We start from the raw sequence: 15,710 nt of genomic DNA on the forward strand, positions 1-15,710 counted from the left end.
GCGACGGCCGGCCGGGCAGGTTCCCGGCCGGCCCGCCCGGCCACGGCGGCGCTCAGCCGGTCGGCTCCGCCAGCGTCAGCACGCGTTCCCGGCTGAGCGTGCCCACCGGCCGCCCGTCATCGGTCACCACGGCCTGCCCTCCGGCGGAGGTGAGCAGGACGGCCAACGCGTCGTAGGCCGAGCCGCCCAGTGGCACCGTCGGCAGGCCCGCGCCGCCATCGGCCGGCAGCGGTTCGAGTACCTCCCGGGTCAGCGGGGTGACCGCCAGTCGGCGGATGCCCCGGTCCGCCCCGACGAACTCACGGACGAACCCGGTGGCAGGAGCGCCGAGCAGGGTGGCCGGGGTGTCGTACTGCTCCAGCCGGCCGCCCTCGGAGAGCACCGCGATCCGGTCGCCGAGCCGGACGGCCTCGTCCAGGTCGTGCGTGACCAGGACGATGGTCTTGCGTACCTCGGCCTGCAACCGCAGGAACTCCTCCTGAAGCCGGGTACGCACGATCGGGTCCACGGCGGAGAACGGCTCGTCCATCAGCAGCACCACCGGATCGGCCGCGAGCGCCCGGGCCACCCCGACCCGCTGCCGCTGGCCGCCGGAGAGTTCGTGCGGGTAGCGCCGGCCGAACTGCGCCGGATCGAGGCCGACCAGTTCCAACAGTTCCTCGACCCGGCGCTTGACGGGGCCGGCGGCCCAGCCGAGCAGCCGGGGCACGGTGGCGACGTTGGCGGCCACCGTCTGGTGCGGAAAGAGCCCGACGTTCTGGATGACGTAGCCGATCTGTCGGCGCAGTCGCACCGGGTCGACCCGGGTGACGTCGGAGTCGCCGAGCAGGATCCGCCCGGCCGTGGGCTCGATCAGCCGGTTGATCATTCGCAGCACGGTCGATTTACCGCAGCCCGACGGCCCGATCAGTACCACCAGTTCGCCCGAGTCCACGTGCAGGCTGAGGTCTCGGACCGCCTCGGTGCCGTCCAGGTAGCGCTTGCCGATGCCGTCGAGGGTGATCGACGCCGCGCGCCGGCCATCTCCGGCACCCGGGGTAACGTCCACGTATGTCCTTCCGCCTGAGCTACCGGGCCGATCCGGGTAACCCGTGGTTCTCCTGGCAGTACGTGCGGGACAACTCTGACACGGTGCTCGCCGCCCTGCGTGAGCACACCACGCTGACCCTGCGGGCGGTGCTGATCGCCGCGTTGATCGCCGTCCCGTTGGCGGTGGTGGCGTACTGGTTCCGGCCGCTCACCGGGCCGATTCTCGCACTCACCGGGGTGCTCTACACCGTCCCCTCCCTGGCCCTGTTCGCGTTCGTCGCGCCCTATCTGGGCATCGGTGTCGCGACCGTGCTGAGCGTGGTGGTGCTGTACGCGCTGCTGGTGATCGTCCGTAACACCGTCGCGGGACTCAACCAGGTGCCGGCGGAGGTCCGGGAGGCGGCCGAGGGCATGGGTTACGGCCGCTGGGGGCGGCTGCTGCGGATCGAGCTACCCCTGGCGGTGCCCGGCATCCTGACCGGCCTCCGGTTGGCCACGGTCTCCACGGTGGCCCTGGTCACGGTGGGCGTGGTGATCGGGCGCGGCGGGCTGGGGCAGATCATCTTCGCCGGCTTCCAGAACAACCTCTACAAGGCCCAGATCATGACCGGGACGCTGCTCTGTGTGCTGTTGGCACTGGTGCTCGACCTGCTGCTGGTCGGGGCCGGCCGGCTGCTCACCCCGTGGCTGCGCGGGCGGACCGGATGAGTGTCGGGGGTGGGAGGATGACCGGGACCGGTCGGAGGACGCGATGAACCCGGTGTCGCAGGCGGTGGTCTGGCTCAACGATCCGTTGAACTGGACGAACCCGGGCGGCATCCTGGACCGGCTCGGCGAGCACGTGAGCATGTCGGCGGCCGCGGTGCTGCTGGGCTGCCTGGTCGCCTGGCCACTCGGTCTCTGGCTGGGCCACACCGGCCGGGGTGGCGGGCTGGTGGTGCTCGTCTCCAACCTCACCCTGGCGGTGCCCACGCTCGCGCTGCTGACGATCCTTCCGTTGACCTTCCTGGGCTTCGGCCGCCCGGCCGTGGTGGTCGCCCTCGCGGTCTTCGCCGTGCCGCCGTTGCTGGCCAACGCGTACACCGGGGTGCGGCAGGTCGATCCGCAGATCCGCGAGGCGGCCCGGGGGATGGGCATGACCAGCGCCCAGGTGCTGCGTCGGGTGGAGTTGCCGTTGGCGGTGCCCTATCTCGCGGCCGGCTTCCGGACCGCCGCCGTCCAGGTGGTCGCCACGGCGGCGCTGGCGACCTTCGTCAACGGCGGTGGTCTGGGAGAGATCATCCGGTTCGGGTTCGGCCTGAGCATCGCGGTCGGCGGTGGGCAGATCCTGGCCGGCGGGCTGCTCGTCGCCGGGCTCGCGCTCGGCGTCGAACTACTCTTCGCGCTGGTCGAACGGCTGGTCACCCCCCGCCCGCTGCGCCGTGCCCGGCGCGGTGCCGGGCGACGCGCGGCGGACGCGGTCACCGGCTCCTGACCGGGTGGTGCCGGTGATGCGCCCGGCCGCCCGTCGGGAGTGGCGGACGGCCGGCGGCCCGATGGTGACGTTCCGGTGACGAACGCCTCCCCGGGTTGTCGGTGGGTGGCGTCAGGATGTTTGGTGGAACTCGCGGGCGGCCGGACGACGGATCGCCCGTCGGACACGCGGCCGGCCCGCCCGGGTCGCGCCGGGACACGGAAGGCGGGCTGATGCGCGCAGGTAGAAGACTGTCCATCGCGGTGGTGGGAGCCGTCGCGGCGGCGACGGTGCTGGCGGGTTGCGGTGACGCCGGCTCGTCCGGCACCGAGGCGCCCCAGCAGGGTGCCTCGGGTGAGGGCTGCGCTCCGGTGGCCGGCGAGCAGTTGATCGCACTCGACGACGACAAGTCCCTGCAGAACGCCGACAACATCATCCCAGCGGTCAACAGCGAGGTGGCCACGCCGCAGCTGATCGCCGCGCTCGACAAGGTCTCCGGGGTGCTCGACACACCAAAGCTGGTGCAGCTCAACAAGGCGGTCGACGTGGACCGTAAGAGCGCGCAGGCCGCGGCGCAGGAGTTCGCCACCGCCAACTCGCTGACCGACGGCCTGGAGAAGGGGCCGGGCGGGCGGATCACGGTGGGGGCGGGCAACTTCACCGAGAGCGAGATCATCGCCGAGCTCTACAAGATCCAGCTCACCGCCGCGGGCTACCAGGTCACCGTGCAGCAGATCGGTAACCGGGAGCTGTACGAGCCGGCGCTGGAGAAGGGTGAGATCCAGGTCGTCCCCGAGTACGCGGCCACCCTGGCCGAGTTCCTCAACGGCAAGGCGAACAGCGGCGGCCAGCCGGTCTCCTCGCCGGACGTCGAGGGCACCGTGACCGCGCTGCGTGGCCTCGGTGAGAAGGTGGGCCTGACCTTCGGCGCGCCAGCCGCCGCGCAGAACCAGAACGCCTTCGCCGTGACCCGGGAGTTCTCCGAGAAGTACGGCGTGCGGACCCTCTCCGAACTGGCCGAGAAGTGCTCGGGCACGGCGACGGTGCTGGGTGGCCCGCCGGAGTGCCAGGAGCGCCCGTTCTGCAAGCCCGGCCTGGAACAGACCTACGGGCTGGCGGTGGGCTCGTTCTCCTCGCTCGACCAGGGCGGCCCGCTGACCAAGACGGGTCTGCGTAACGGCACGATCAGTGTCGGCCTGGTCTTCTCCACCGACGCGGCGTACGCGCAGGGCTGACCGCCCGCGCCACCACGACGCGCACCCCGGGCGGATCGGCCCGGGGTGCCGTGTCGTTGCTGGCCCCGTACCTGCCCGGGTTGCGGTGGCGGGTCCGGTCGGGATTCGTCGGGACGTACCGCCGGCACCTGTCGTCGGACCGTTCCCACGTGACGCAACTCTCGGTAGGCTGCGGACCCATGCCCGCCCCGGTGCCCGCCGACACGCGTAACCCCCAGCTGCTCACCGTGCTCTTCTGGGGCGGTGTGGCCCTGGCTCCCGTCGCGGCGCTGATACTGCTGGTGGCTGACGGCAACGGGCCGCTGCGGTTCGCCGCGGTGCTGGCCATTCTGGCCGTGGTGCTGATCGGTCTCTCCATCGCGCTGCGTACCGACGGTGGCGGGCAGCACGCCGGGGAACTACGCGAGGAGGTCGACGAACTCCGGCGGGAGCTGCGCGGTGAGATCGTGGCCGCGGCCCAGCGCGGTAACCAGGCGCTCGACGAGGTCCAGCGGGTTCAGGAGGCGTTGGCCGGGTTGCGTCGGCGGGTCGACTCGGGTGGTGCGGCTCCGATCGGGGCCGAGGAGCCGTCCGGCCCGGGCCGGGCCCGGGTGCCGGTACCGGAGGGGCCTCCGCGGCAGGCCGAGCGGCCGAGCGGTCAGGCCGGGATGTACGGCGCGGCCCAGGCGGCCCACAGCCCGAGTCGTGGGTACGGCGGGGAGCGGTCCGGGCCCGGCAGCGATCGCCCGGCCAGTGGCTCGGCCGGTGTCTACGGTTCGCCCGTCCGCCCTGAGCAGGAGAGCCGCCCGGGTGAGCCGGGGCCGAGGCCGCTCGGTGTGGTTCGGCACACCGAGACGGTGCACGTCACCACCCGACACACCATCGTGGACGGCGGTGTCGGCGAGTCCGGTGGCCGGTACGGCGGGTACCCGGCGGCCTGGTCGACAGCGCAGCCCGGAGAGCGCGCGCGGGGCGGTCACGGTGCCGAGCGGGACGACCAATCGTGGTCCGACGGGGACGACCGTTCCCGCCGGGACGAGAGCCGAGGCTGGTCCGGTGCGGGCCGCCACGACGAACGTTCCTGGTCCGGCACGCCACAGGAGGAGGAGCGCCCCTGGGCGGGCGTGTCCCGCGACGACGACCGGCCGTGGCCCGGCTCGCCGCGCGAGGAGGAACGTGGCTGGTCGCAGCCACGGGAGGAGAGCCGCTGGTCGGCTGCGCCCGACGACTGGTCCACCGCCCCGGACGCGGGTTCGGGTTACCCCGACGAGCACGTGGCGCAGCGGGACGACCGCGACTGGGCAGGGCCGCGCCACGACCGGGGTTGGGACGCTGCCGCCCAGCACTGGGAGGAGACGCCCGCCGACCCGGCTCCGGCCGCGCGGGGGCATCGGGCGGACGACACCGGGCAGTACTGGGCGCAGCTGCGGGCCGGTGACCGCTGGGCGACGGTCCGGGACGACGACCGGGGACGCGAGCTGCGGGTCGGGGAGCGCCGGGCCGAGATGCACGCCGACCCGGCCGGCACCGAGTACCGGGTGGCGGACCGCTGGGCGAGCGTGCGCCACGACGAGCCTCGGCGGGGTACCGAGGGCGACGACTCGTGGCGGGACGGCTGGGAGGAGCCGGAGAGCCGTCCGGCGCTGCCCGCTGGTGGGGTGCCGGTGCCGCAGGAGTGGCGACCACCCCGCCAGCGCGGTTATCAGCCCGAATCAGCACGCGGCTATGAGCCGGAGCCGGAGCCGGCGTACGGGTACCAGCCCGAACCCGCGCGTGGACAGCGTCGGGGCGAGGAACCCTACGGTCGGCGGCACCACGCCGAGGAACCCGGCTACGGCCCCGCGCACGACGGCGGCGCTGGCCGCTGGCGCTGACCCCCGCCGGTCCCCACCGGGCGGCGGCCGTCACTTGTCGATGTCGCCCACCACGAAGAACATCGAGCCGAGAATGGCGATCAGGTCCGGCACCAGACAGCCGGGCAGCAGCGTGGCCAGCGCCTGCACGTTCGCGTACGAGGCGGTGCGCAGCTTGAGCCGCCACGGCGTCTTCTCGCCCCGGGAGACCAGGTAGTAGCCGTTGATGCCCAGCGGGTTCTCCGTCCAGGCGTACGTGTGTCCCTCGGGTGCCTTGAGTACCTTCGGCAGTCTGGTGTTGATCGGGCCGGTCAGCCGGTCGACGCGGTCCAGACACTGCTCGGCCAGGTCGAGTGAGGCGTACACCTGGTCGAGCAGCACCTCGAAGCGGGCGTGGCAGTCGCCGGCCGTCTTCGTCACCACCGGCACGTCGAGCTGGTCGTAGGCGAGGTAGGGCTCGTCACGACGCAGGTCGAGATCGAGTCCGGAGGCCCGGGCCACCGGACCGGAGGCCCCGAACGCCGCGGCCTCGGCCGCCGACAGCACGCCCACCCCGACGGTGCGGGCCAGGAAGATCTCGTTCCGGCGGATCAGGTTGTCCAGGTCCGGCATCCGGCGGCGCACCTCACCGATGGCGGCCCGGGCGCGACCGGTCCACCCGGCGGGTACCTCCTCCTTCAACCCGCCGACCCGGTTGAACATGTAGTGGATCCGGCCGCCGGAGACCTCCTCCATCACCGCCTGGAGCGTCTCCCGTTCCCGGAAGGCGTAGAACATCGGGGTGATGGCGCCGATCTCCAGCGGATACGAGCCGAGGAACATCAGGTGGTTCAGCACCCGGTTCAGTTCGGCCAGGGCCATCCGCAGCCAGGTGGCCCGCTCGGGCACCTCCATGCCCATCAGCCGCTCCACGGCGAGCACCACGCCCAACTCGTTGGCGAACGCCGAGAGCCAGTCGTGTCGGTTGGCCAGCACGATGATCTGCCGGTAGTCGCGCACCTCGAACAGCTTCTCGGCGCCACGGTGCATGTAACCGACGACCGGTTCGGCGGCCAGCACCCGCTCCCCGTCGAGGACGAGCTTGAGCCGTAGCACGCCGTGCGTGGAGGGGTGCTGCGGACCGATGTTCAACACCATGTCCGCGCCGAGCTGCTCCCCGCCGGTGCCCGCCACCAGACCAGCCCCGGTGCCGACGGTCAGCTCACGCAGGTCGCCCGTGGTCATGCCCGCCATCGTGCCATGAACACCGGACCCGGGCGGCATACGTCTGCGCTCCAGCCCCGACCGAAAGGGCGGTGCGCCCCTCCGCACGCCGTTCGTACGATCCGGCCATGCAACGTACAGAGATCGACGGTGTGCCGGTGCTGTGGAAGGCCGGTCCGGCGCCGCTGACCGCGAGTCTGGTGTTCGGCTGCGGTGGACGCGACGAGACCTTCCGGACGATCGGCGTCACCCACCTGGTCGAGCACCTGGCGATGAGCGTTCTGCCCCGGGTGCACCACGATCGCAACGCCTGCGTCGACCTGTACACCACCGAGTTCATGGCGGCCGGCCGGCCCGAGCAGCTCGTCGCCTTCCTGGAAGGGGTGTGCCGGGCACTGGCCGATCTGCCGCTCGACCGGATCGAGAAGGAGGCGGGCGTACTCGCCGCGGAGGGCGGTTCGTACGTCGATCCGACCGTCGCGGCGTTGCTGACCCAGCGCTTCGGGACACGGGGGCTGGGCCTCGCCCCGTGGAGCGGGCCGGGCTTCGACCGGATCAGCGCTGACCAGGTGCGTTCGTACGCCGCCCGCTTCTTCACCGCCGGCAACGCGGTCCTGGTGCTCAACGGGCCGCCGCCGGACGGGCTCCGGCTACCGCTGCCGCCGGGTCCCCGGCCCGCGCACCCGGTCGCCGTACCTCGGCAGGTCACCGGCCCGGCCTGGTCCGAACATGCCGTGCCGGCGGTCGGCGCGGCCCTGCTGGGCCAGCGGGACGTGGCCTGGAGTCTCGGCATGGCCGTCCTCGCCGAGCGGCTGGAGCGGATCGCCCGGCACACCCACGGGCTCAGCTACGAGGTCGGTGGAGACGCCGCGCAGTTCGACGGCGACCGCTACCTCCACGCGATCACGGTGGACGCCCGCGAGGGGCAGGAGGTCCAGGTGGCCCGGCTGCTCTGGGACGAGCTGCGGCGGATGGCCGAGGAGGGGCCGACGGAACAGGAGCTGGCCGAGGAACGGGAGGCCGCCCGGGAGGCGTACCAGGATCCGCGTTTCGTGGAGGTCGAGCTGCGCGACGCCGCGACCGCGGAGCTGTTCGGCTGGCCCTGCCTGCCGACGGCGGAGCGGCTGGCCCTGCGGGCTGCGGTCACCCCTGACGACGTCCGCGAGCGCTTCCGCGCCGCGCTGGCCAGCACCCAACTGGTCGTGCCCTGCGGGACCACGCTGGAGCTGCCCGGGCTCACCGGACTCGACTGCACCACTGGCCGGGAGCTGCCCTCCGGCCGGGTCTTCCAACCGCCCCTGCTGGCCAAGCTCTTCGCCCGGGAGGCTCGGACGGCGCGGTTGGTGCTCTGCGACGACGGTCTGGCGTTCCGGGACTCGGACGGGGACGTCCACCAGGTCCGCTTCTCCGACGTGGTGGGCGTCGAGGAGGACGGCCCGGAGCGGACGGTCTTCGGAGTGCAGGGCTGCTTCATCAACGTCGATCCGGAGCTGTTTTCCGGTGCCGAGGCGGCGGTGCGGACCATCGACGCGACGGTGCCGGCGCAACTGCGTTACCGCCGCTCCGAGCTGATCGGGGAGGACTGACCGAGTGGCAGCCGGTCGGCGGGCAGGCCGACCGGCTGGTACAGCCACCAGTGGCCGCCGAGGCCGGCCGGGTCGGTCAGCTCGGCCGCCGCCGACGCGGTGGCCAGCGCCCGCACGTAGCCGGCCGGGTCGCTGGCGGCCAGGCTCAGCGGCGGTCGGCCGCCGTCCGCCCCGAGCGCTCGCAACGCCTCCCGCTGCGAGGTCAGGACGTACGCACACCGGGCGACGCGCTCACCGGCGGAGGCGACCGAGTCCATGGCGACGTGTGCGGTGACGTCGCGGGAGCCGTCCGGCACCGGCGGCACCTGCCGCCCGTCCCGGTACCCGCTCAACGTCCCGTCGGCCGGCCGTTCCTCCCGTAGATGTCCGTAGTCCACCGCCAGGGCCAGCCCTCGGTCGACGTGGCTCACGGCGTGCGCCCAGGCCTCGTCCCTGGTCCGCCCGATTTCCGCCCGTTCTGCCGGGAGGGTGGGGTCCGTGGGGGTGCGGTCCGTGGGGGTTTCCGGGCAGCCCGACCGGCTCCGGGCGGTCAGGCTTGATCCCTGCGCCGACCGGCTCCGGGCGGTCAGGCTTGATCCCTGCGCTGGCCGGGCTGCCCGGAAGCTCGACCCGGTCGAGCCCTGACCGCCCGGCACGGTCTGCGTCGCGAGGTCAGGGTCGTCCGTCGGTCGGGGCCACCAGGTGGTCAGCCAATCGTTGTCCTCGCGGCTGATGAGGTCGCCTGTGGTCTCCTGGCCCGTGGTGGGGTCGACGAGGAGGTAGTGCCAGCCGTGGTGGGTGAGGGTGGCCAGGTCGAGGGGGATGTTGTCGAGCCACTCGGTGGCCACGAGCAGTCCGGTGATCTTGTCGGGGATCTCGTTCGTCCAGGCGATCTGTTCGGGCAGGTCGTCGGGGCATGCGGCGAGTTCGACGGCGGTGAACCGTACCCGGCGCGCCAGCGGAACCGGCGCGACCGGTGCCGGGTGTACGGCGGCCGTGGTGGTCAGGGTTTCCGGGGAGCCCGTCCGCGCAGGGATCAAGCCTGACCGCCCGGAGCGGGCGGGCTCCCCGGAAACCCCAACAGTGACCCCCCTCAAGAGTGAGCTGAGCAGCTCGCCTCGCCCCGCGCCCACGTCCACCACGTCGAACGGGTCGGGGAAGCCCAGGGCGTCGTCGAGGTGGTGGATCAGCCGGAGCAGCGCCGAGGTGAAGATCGGTGACGCGTGCACGCTGGTGCGGAAATGGGCCGCCGGCCCGGCACCGGAGACGAAGAAGCCGTCGACCCCGTAGAGCGCCCGTCGCATCGCCTCCCGCCAGCGCATCAGCATGGGTCCTCCTCACACCGGTGAACGATTTCACACATCCTTGTTTCAGATCCGCGTCAGCGACGCATACTTGCCCCGACCGGTACCCCGCCTCGAGGACTGGATCGTGACATGAGCGCACCGCTGCGCACGCACCCGGCCGCCCGTCGGCGGCCCACGACCGTGGCATCTGCCCGGGCCGCGACCCCTTCCGTGCTCACCGTCGGCGTCATCGGTGCCGGACGGGTGGGCGTCACCCTGGGCGCCGCGCTGGCCGCTGCGGGCCACCGGGTGGTCGCCGCCACCGGCGCCTCTGGTGCCTCCCGGGCCCGCCTGGCGCTGCTGCTGCCGGACGTCGCCCCGCGCCCGGCCGCCGAGGTCGCCCGGGCCGCCACCGACCTGCTGCTGATCGCCGTGCCGGACGACGCGCTGGCCGGGGTGATCACCGGGCTGGCCACCGACGGCGCGCTGCGTCCCGGACAGGTGGTCGCGCACACGTCGGGGGCGCACGGCTTGGCGGTGCTGGCGCCGGCCAGCGCGGCCGGCGCCCGCCCGCTGGCGCTGCACCCCGCGATGACCTTCGCCGGTACGCCCGACGACCTCGGCCGGCTGCCCGGCATCTCGTACGGGGTGACCGCCCCCGCCGAGCTGCGCCCGCTGGCCGCCCGGCTGGTCACCGACCTCGGCGGGGTGCCGGAGTGGATCGCCGAGACCGACCGGCCGCTGTACCACGCGGCGCTGGCGCACGGCGCCAACCATCTGGTGACCCTGGTCAACGAGGCGGCCGACCGGCTGCGCGACGCCGGGGTGGGGCAGCCCGAGAAGGTGCTCGCCCCGCTGCTGCACGCCGCGCTGGAGAACGCGCTGCGCCTCGGCGACGACGCGTTGACCGGGCCGGTCTCCCGGGGCGACGCCGGTACGGTGCGGCGGCATCTGGCGCGGCTCGCGGCCACCGCCCCCGAGTCGGTCGAGCCGTATCTCGCCCTGGCCCGGCGTACCGCCGACCGGGCCGTCGCCGCCGGTCGGCTGCGCCCGGCGGACGCGGAACCGCTGCTCGGCGTCCTGGACGACCAGCGGAGCGGGGTGGCGGCGTGACCGCGGTGGAGGGCAGCTTCGAGTTGAGGTGGATCACGTGACGGAACTGGTGCACACCCGCGCCGATCTCGCCCGGGCGCGAGCCGCCCGCACCGGGACGGTGGGGGTGGTGATGACCATGGGCGCGCTGCACGAGGGCCACGAGACCCTCCTGCGCGCGGCTCGCGAGCGCGCCGACCACGTGATCGTGACGATCTTTGTGAATCCGCTGCAGTTCGGGCCGAACGAGGACTTCGACCGCTACCCGCGTACCCTCGACACGGATCTTGAAGTGTGCCGCCGGGCCGGCGCGGACCTGGTTTTCGCTCCCTCGGTGACGGAGATGTACCCGGGCGGCGAGCCGGCGGTGCGGGTCAGTCCGGGGCCGCTCGGCGAGGACCTGGAAGGGCTGAGCCGGCCCGGCTTCTTCCACGGCGTGCTGACCGTGGTGCTGAAGTTGCTCCAGCTCACCCGGGCTGACCTGACCTTCTTCGGTGAGAAGGACTACCAGCAGCTGACCCTGGTCCGGCGGATGTGCCGGGACCTGGACGTGCCGGTCGAGGTGGTCGGGGTGCCCACCGTCCGAGAACCGGACGGCCTGGCCCTGTCCAGCCGCAACCGCTACCTTTCTCCGGCCGAGCGCTCGGTGGCGCTGAGCCTGTCCCGGGCGTTGCGGGCCGGTGCCGAGGCCGCCTCGGCCGGTCGTGACGCCGGTGCGGTGCTGACCGCGGCGCACGCCGCTTTCGGGGCCGGCGAAACCGGCGCCCGGCTCGACTACCTGGTGCTCACCGACCCGGACCTGGAGCCCGGGCCGGTCCGGGGTCCTGCCCGGCTGCTCGTGGCGGCCTGGGTGGGCGACACGCGGTTGATCGACAACGTTCCGGTCCGGCTCGACCCGGCCTCCTGACCACACGTACCCGCGAAAGGCGTCCCGATGTTCCGCACGATGCTCAAGTCCAAGATCCACCGGGCCACGGTGACCCAGGCGGACCTGCACTACGTGGGCTCGGTGACCGTCGACGAGGATCTGCTCGACGCCGCCGACCTGCTCCCCGGCGAGCAGGTGGCGATCGTCGACATCACCAACGGTGCCCGGCTGGAGACGTACGTGATCCCCGGTCGGCGGGGCAGCGGTGTGATCGGCATCAATGGTGCCGCCGCCCACCTGGTACACCCGGGCGACCTGGTCATCCTGATCTCCTATGGGCAGATGGACGACGCCGAGGCCCGTGCCTATCGCCCGAGGGTGGTGCACGTGGATGCGGAGAACAAGGTCGTCGACCTCGGCACCGATCCGTCGACCGCCGCGCCCGGCACCGCCGGAACTCCGGTGCCCAACCCGCTGTCGGTCTGAGTCGCGACGATCGCGCCGCGAATCCGGTCTGTCACCGGAAGGTCATTTCTGGTTACCCTTGAGGCGCCGTCGGGGGACGGCCGCTGACTGGGGGAGGCGGCGCCATGCAGCGTGCGACGAGAACCCTGCTCACGGCCTTCGTGGTGGCGGCGCTGCTGACCGGCTGCGGGTCGACCGGCGGGCTGGACGGCAACCTGGTCGACGACTGGGCCGTGCTGCCGGAGCCCGGGCCGTTCACCCCGGCCGCCGGAGTCTGTCACGAGGCGGACTTCGCCGAGGTGGTGCCGCTCGGGGCGTACGCGCCGGTGGACTGCGCCACGCCTCACCGGGTGGAGACGGTGCACGTCGGGTCCTTCCCCGCTGGACGGAACGAACCGCCGCCGACCGGCTCGGCGGAGCTGCGCACCGCCTTCGCCGAGTGTGACAACCGAGCAAACGGCTACGTCGGCGACAACTGGCGGGCCGGGCGGCTGCGGTTGGCGGTCGCGGTGCCGTCCAAGCCCGGCTGGGCGGCCGGCTCGCGGTGGTACCGCTGCGACCTGATGGAGGTCAGCACGGTCGAGGCGGGCGCCACGGTCGTGCTGCGTACCGGATCTCTGCGCGACGTGCTCCGGACCCGGTCGGCGCTGCGGCTGGGCTGCCAGCAGACGCGCACCGACCGGGGCGGGGTGGTGCAGACCCTGGTTCCGGTGGAGTGCGCCGAGCGCCACGACGCCGAGTTCGCCGGGGTGTGGCCGGCTCCGGACCGCCCCTACCCGACGCGCAGCGCACAGTGGGCACCGTTCTACGCCGGATGCCGCTCGATCCTCGCCCGCTACGCCGGCCTGCCGGACGACGACGACCTGATCTTCCGTACCGACGTGGTGGTACGCCCGCCCAGCGCCGGGCGCTGGCGGGTCGGCGACCGGGGGGTGCGCTGCTACCTGTGGCTCAGCGATCGGCGGGTGACCGGCACGCTCAAGGACGCCGGCCCGGCCGCCCTGCCGGTCCGGACGAAGTAGCCGGAACCACTCGTCCCGCCCCCGCCGCCCGAGCCGAGAGGCGTTCGGGTTGACTGTGGGCATGGACCTACCGACCGTCGGCCTGCCGGCCCTGCCGAACCGGCTGGCCGCTCCGGAGCCCGGCTGGGTGGAGACCACCGACGTGATCGTGGTCGGCTCCGGGGTCGCCGGGCTGACCGCCGCGCTGCACCTGCGGGAGGCGGGCCTGCACGTCACCGTGGTCACCAAGGTGGACATGGACGAGGGATCGACCAGGTGGGCGCAGGGCGGCATCGCCGCGGTGCTCGACCCGGCCGACACCCCGGTCATGCACGCCTCCGACACCGAGATCGCCGGGGTGGGACTCTGCGACCCGGCGGCGGTGCGCGTCCTGGTGGAGGAGGGACCGATTCGGCTGCGGGAACTGATGCGCCTCGGTGCCGAGTTCGACCGCAACGCCGACGGCTCGTTGATGCTGACCCGGGAGGGCGGGCACCGGGCCGACCGCATCGTGCACGCCGGCGGTGACGCGACGGGTGCGGAGGTGCAGCGGGCGCTGCACGAGGCGGTACGCCGCGACCCGTGGATCAGGCTCGTCGAGCACGCGCTGGTGCTGGATCTGCTCCGCGCGCCCGGCGACGGCCCGGGCGGGCTCGGCGCGGCGTGCGGGATCACCCTGCACGTGCTCGGCGAGGGTAGCGAGGACGGCGTCGGCGCCCTGCTGGCCCGCGCGGTCGTGCTTGCCACCGGCGGAATGGGGCAGATCTTCGCGGCCACGACCAACCCGTCGGTCTCGACCGGCGACGGGGTCGCCCTGGCCATGCGGGCCGGTGCCGCGGTCACCGACGTCGAGTTCGTGCAGTTCCACCCGACCGCGCTGATCGTGCCGGAACACTCCCGGGTGCCCGGCGCCGGGCACGCCCAGCAGCCACTGGTCTCCGAGGCGTTGCGGGGCGAGGGCGCGTACCTGGTGGACGCCGACGGCAAGCGGTTCATGCTCGGCCAGCACGAACTGGCCGAGCTGGCGCCCCGGGACGTGGTCGCCAAGGGCATCCACCGGGTGCTGCTGGCCACCGGTGCCGACCATGTCCACCTCGACGCCCGTCACCTCGGCGGTGACTTCCTGGCTCGCCGTTTTCCCACCATCGTCGCCTCGTGCCGGGCCATCGGCGTCGACCCGGGAACCGACCTGATCCCGGTCGCGCCGGCGGCGCACTACGCCTCCGGCGGGGTCCGCACCGACCTGCACGGCCGTACCTCCATCCCGGGCCTGTACGCCTGCGGCGAGGTCGCCTGCACCGGTGTGCACGGTGCCAACCGGCTGGCCAGCAACTCGTTGCTGGAGGGGCTGGTCTTCTCCCGACGGATCGCCGACCACATCGCGTCCGGCCTGCCCGAGCAGGCTCGCCCGGCGGACACCGGGGCATGGCGCGGGGAAGGTGGTTGGGTGCTGCCGAACGCGGCGACGCCGGTGTTGCAGCGGGCGATGACGCGGGGTGCCGGCGTGCTCCGCTCGGCCGCGACGCTCACCGCCACCGCCGCCGAACTGGTCGAGCTGGGTGCCGCCCGTGGCACGCCGCGCACCGCCGACTGGGAGGCGACGAACCTGCTCACCGTGGCCGCCACCCTGGTCGCCGTGGCGTACACGCGCCGGGAGACCCGGGGCTGCCACTGGCGGGAGGACTTCCCGGTGGCCGACGAGCGGTGGCACGGCCACCTGGTCGGAGCCATCGGTGGACAGGGACGGTTGACCACCCGATGGGAGGAGACGCGATGACCGGCGAGACCGAGCGGATGCTGCGCGCGGCCGGGCTGGACCCGGACCAGGTGCGCCGGATCATCGAGAACGCGTTCGTCGAGGACCTCGGCCCGGATGCGCTCGACGTGACCAGCGTGGCCACCATCCCGGCCGGGCAGACAGACACCGCCGACGTGGTGGCCCGAGCCGACGGGGTGGTCGCCGGGCTGGCCGTCGCCGCCGCCGTGTTCGAGCTGGCGGCGGAGGTGACCGGCATGGACCGTACCGTCGAGGTGTCGCTGGTCGCCCGCGACGGCGAGCGGGTGGCCCGGGGGGACGTGCTGGCGACGGTGACCGGCCCCACCCGGGTGCTGCTCACCGCCGAGCGCACCGCCCTCAACCTGTTGTGCCGGATGTCCGGGGTGGCCACCCACACCCGCGCCTGGGCGGACGCGCTGGCCGACAGCAAGGCGATGGTCCTCGACACCCGCAAGACCACCCCGGGCCTGCGGGCCCTGGAGAAGTACGCGGTCCGTGCCGGTGGGGGCACGAACAAGCGGATGGGCCTGCACGACGTCGCCATGGTCAAGGACAACCACAAGTTCGCCGCGGGTGGCGTGACCGCCGCCTACCGGCGGGTGCGGGAGATGTTCCCCGACGTGCCGGTGCAGGTGGAGGTGGACACGCTCGCCGAGGCGGTGGAGGCGGTCGAGGCCGGCGCCGACTTCCTCCTGCTGGACAACATGTCACCGGCGGTGCTGGCCGAGGTGGTCGCCGCCGTCGGTGACCGGGCCGAACTGGAGGCCACCGGCGGACTGACCCTCGCCGACGCGGCGGCGGTGGGTGCCACCGGCGTCGACTTCCTCTCCGTCGGCGCGCTCACCCACTCCTCACCGATCCTGGACATCGCCCTGGACCTGCGCACGGAGTGAACCGGGCCGCC

14 protein-coding genes are annotated in these 15,710 nt (G+C 73.2%); 11 read left to right on the forward strand and 3 right to left on the reverse strand.

All coding sequences use genetic code 11. The annotated features are described in order from the left end of the window. Positions 1 to 52: 52 nt before the first annotated feature. The gene (locus tag SM447_RS10085; protein ID WP_474572491.1) at positions 53 to 1,048 is read right to left on the reverse strand and encodes an ABC transporter ATP-binding protein; all 996 of its coding nucleotides are present in this window, start codon (positions 1,046 to 1,048) and stop codon (positions 53 to 55) included. A gap of 2 nt (positions 1,049 to 1,050) precedes the next feature. Between SM447_RS10085 and SM447_RS10090 the strand changes: the two genes are divergently transcribed. The 4 genes from SM447_RS10090 (at position 1,051) to SM447_RS10105 (ending at position 5,570) form a co-directional block, all read left to right on the forward strand. Then, positions 1,051 to 1,737, forward strand: a complete 687-nt coding sequence (locus SM447_RS10090; protein WP_474572492.1) for an ABC transporter permease — start codon at positions 1,051 to 1,053, stop codon at positions 1,735 to 1,737. Positions 1,738 to 1,780: 43 nt separating this feature from the next. After that, entirely contained in the window at positions 1,781 to 2,503 is a 723-nt protein-coding gene (locus SM447_RS10095) for an ABC transporter permease (protein ID WP_474572493.1), read from the forward strand. 212 nt (positions 2,504 to 2,715) lie between these two features. After that, positions 2,716 to 3,717 carry a glycine betaine ABC transporter substrate-binding protein gene (locus SM447_RS10100; RefSeq protein WP_474572494.1) on the forward strand — a complete coding sequence of 334 codons (1,002 nt, stop codon included), beginning with the start codon at positions 2,716 to 2,718 and terminating at the stop codon, positions 3,715 to 3,717. A gap of 179 nt (positions 3,718 to 3,896) precedes the next feature. After that, entirely contained in the window at positions 3,897 to 5,570 is a 1,674-nt protein-coding gene (locus SM447_RS10105) for a DNA polymerase III subunit gamma/tau domain-containing protein (protein ID WP_474572495.1), read from the forward strand. A gap of 30 nt (positions 5,571 to 5,600) precedes the next feature. Here the strand turns inward: SM447_RS10105 and SM447_RS10110 are convergent, their stop codons facing one another. Next, positions 5,601 to 6,782: an NADH-quinone oxidoreductase subunit D gene (locus tag SM447_RS10110; RefSeq protein WP_474572496.1), complete on the reverse strand. Its 1,182-nt coding sequence runs from the start codon at positions 6,780 to 6,782 to the stop codon at positions 5,601 to 5,603. A gap of 98 nt (positions 6,783 to 6,880) precedes the next feature. On the opposite strand from SM447_RS10110, the gene SM447_RS10115 reads away from it, so the two are divergent. Next, a complete protein-coding gene (locus SM447_RS10115) occupies positions 6,881 to 8,338 on the forward strand; it encodes an insulinase family protein (RefSeq protein ID WP_474572497.1) in 1,458 nt (485 codons plus the stop codon). On the opposite strand, the gene SM447_RS10120 is transcribed toward SM447_RS10115, so the two are convergent. Then, positions 8,305 to 9,639 carry an SAM-dependent methyltransferase gene (locus tag SM447_RS10120; protein WP_474572803.1) on the reverse strand — a complete coding sequence of 445 codons (1,335 nt, stop codon included), beginning with the start codon at positions 9,637 to 9,639 and terminating at the stop codon, positions 8,305 to 8,307. The two genes, SM447_RS10115 and SM447_RS10120, sit on opposite strands and share 34 nt — an antisense overlap. A 114-nt stretch (positions 9,640 to 9,753) precedes the next feature. On the opposite strand from SM447_RS10120, the gene SM447_RS10125 reads away from it, so the two are divergent. The 6 genes from SM447_RS10125 to nadC all read left to right on the forward strand — a co-directional run bounded on the left by SM447_RS10125 (position 9,754) and on the right by nadC (position 15,699). After that, entirely contained in the window at positions 9,754 to 10,716 is a 963-nt protein-coding gene (locus SM447_RS10125; protein WP_474572498.1) for a Rossmann-like and DUF2520 domain-containing protein, read from the forward strand. Between the two features lie 37 nt (positions 10,717 to 10,753). Then, positions 10,754 to 11,602: a pantoate--beta-alanine ligase gene (gene panC / locus SM447_RS10130; protein WP_474572499.1), complete on the forward strand. Its 849-nt coding sequence runs from the start codon at positions 10,754 to 10,756 to the stop codon at positions 11,600 to 11,602. Positions 11,603 to 11,629: 27 nt separating this feature from the next. Beyond that, complete coding sequence (gene panD, locus SM447_RS10135) at positions 11,630 to 12,049, forward strand: aspartate 1-decarboxylase (RefSeq protein ID WP_474572500.1); 420 nt, start codon at positions 11,630 to 11,632, stop codon at positions 12,047 to 12,049. Between the two features lie 104 nt (positions 12,050 to 12,153). Continuing rightward, positions 12,154 to 13,050, forward strand: a complete 897-nt coding sequence (locus SM447_RS10140) for a septum formation family protein (RefSeq protein ID WP_474572501.1) — start codon at positions 12,154 to 12,156, stop codon at positions 13,048 to 13,050. A 61-nt stretch (positions 13,051 to 13,111) separates the two neighbouring features. Then, positions 13,112 to 14,806, forward strand: coding sequence for an L-aspartate oxidase (locus SM447_RS10145; RefSeq protein WP_474572502.1), 1,695 nt, complete (start codon positions 13,112 to 13,114; stop codon positions 14,804 to 14,806). Further along, the gene (gene nadC, locus SM447_RS10150) at positions 14,803 to 15,699 is read left to right on the forward strand and encodes a carboxylating nicotinate-nucleotide diphosphorylase (RefSeq protein WP_474572503.1); all 897 of its coding nucleotides are present in this window, start codon (positions 14,803 to 14,805) and stop codon (positions 15,697 to 15,699) included. Before SM447_RS10145 ends, nadC begins: the two co-directional genes overlap by 4 nt. Positions 15,700 to 15,710: the final 11 nt, after the last annotated feature.

It is taken from the genome of Micromonospora aridisoli (assembly GCF_056150025.1).

Excerpts from the sequence above, each read along its gene's own strand:
- SM447_RS10115 (WP_474572497.1), top strand. The coding sequence starts at position 6,881 with ATGCAACGTACAGAGATCGACGGTGTGCCGGTGCTGTGGAAGGCCGGT.
- SM447_RS10110 (WP_474572496.1), bottom strand. The coding sequence starts at position 6,782 with ATGGCGGGCATGACCACGGGCGACCTGCGTGAGCTGACCGTCGGCACC.
- panD (WP_474572500.1), top strand. The coding sequence starts at position 11,630 with ATGTTCCGCACGATGCTCAAGTCCAAGATCCACCGGGCCACGGTGACC.
- SM447_RS10105 (WP_474572495.1), top strand. The coding sequence starts at position 3,897 with ATGCCCGCCCCGGTGCCCGCCGACACGCGTAACCCCCAGCTGCTCACC.
- SM447_RS10090 (WP_474572492.1), top strand. The coding sequence starts at position 1,051 with ATGTCCTTCCGCCTGAGCTACCGGGCCGATCCGGGTAACCCGTGGTTC.
- SM447_RS10100 (WP_474572494.1), top strand. The coding sequence starts at position 2,716 with ATGCGCGCAGGTAGAAGACTGTCCATCGCGGTGGTGGGAGCCGTCGCG.
- SM447_RS10095 (WP_474572493.1), top strand. The coding sequence starts at position 1,781 with ATGAACCCGGTGTCGCAGGCGGTGGTCTGGCTCAACGATCCGTTGAAC.
- SM447_RS10145 (WP_474572502.1), top strand. The coding sequence starts at position 13,112 with ATGGACCTACCGACCGTCGGCCTGCCGGCCCTGCCGAACCGGCTGGCC.
- SM447_RS10140 (WP_474572501.1), top strand. The coding sequence starts at position 12,154 with ATGCAGCGTGCGACGAGAACCCTGCTCACGGCCTTCGTGGTGGCGGCG.
- SM447_RS10120 (WP_474572803.1), bottom strand. The coding sequence starts at position 9,639 with ATGCGCTGGCGGGAGGCGATGCGACGGGCGCTCTACGGGGTCGACGGC.
- SM447_RS10125 (WP_474572498.1), top strand. The coding sequence starts at position 9,754 with ATGAGCGCACCGCTGCGCACGCACCCGGCCGCCCGTCGGCGGCCCACG.
- nadC (WP_474572503.1), top strand. The coding sequence starts at position 14,803 with ATGACCGGCGAGACCGAGCGGATGCTGCGCGCGGCCGGGCTGGACCCG.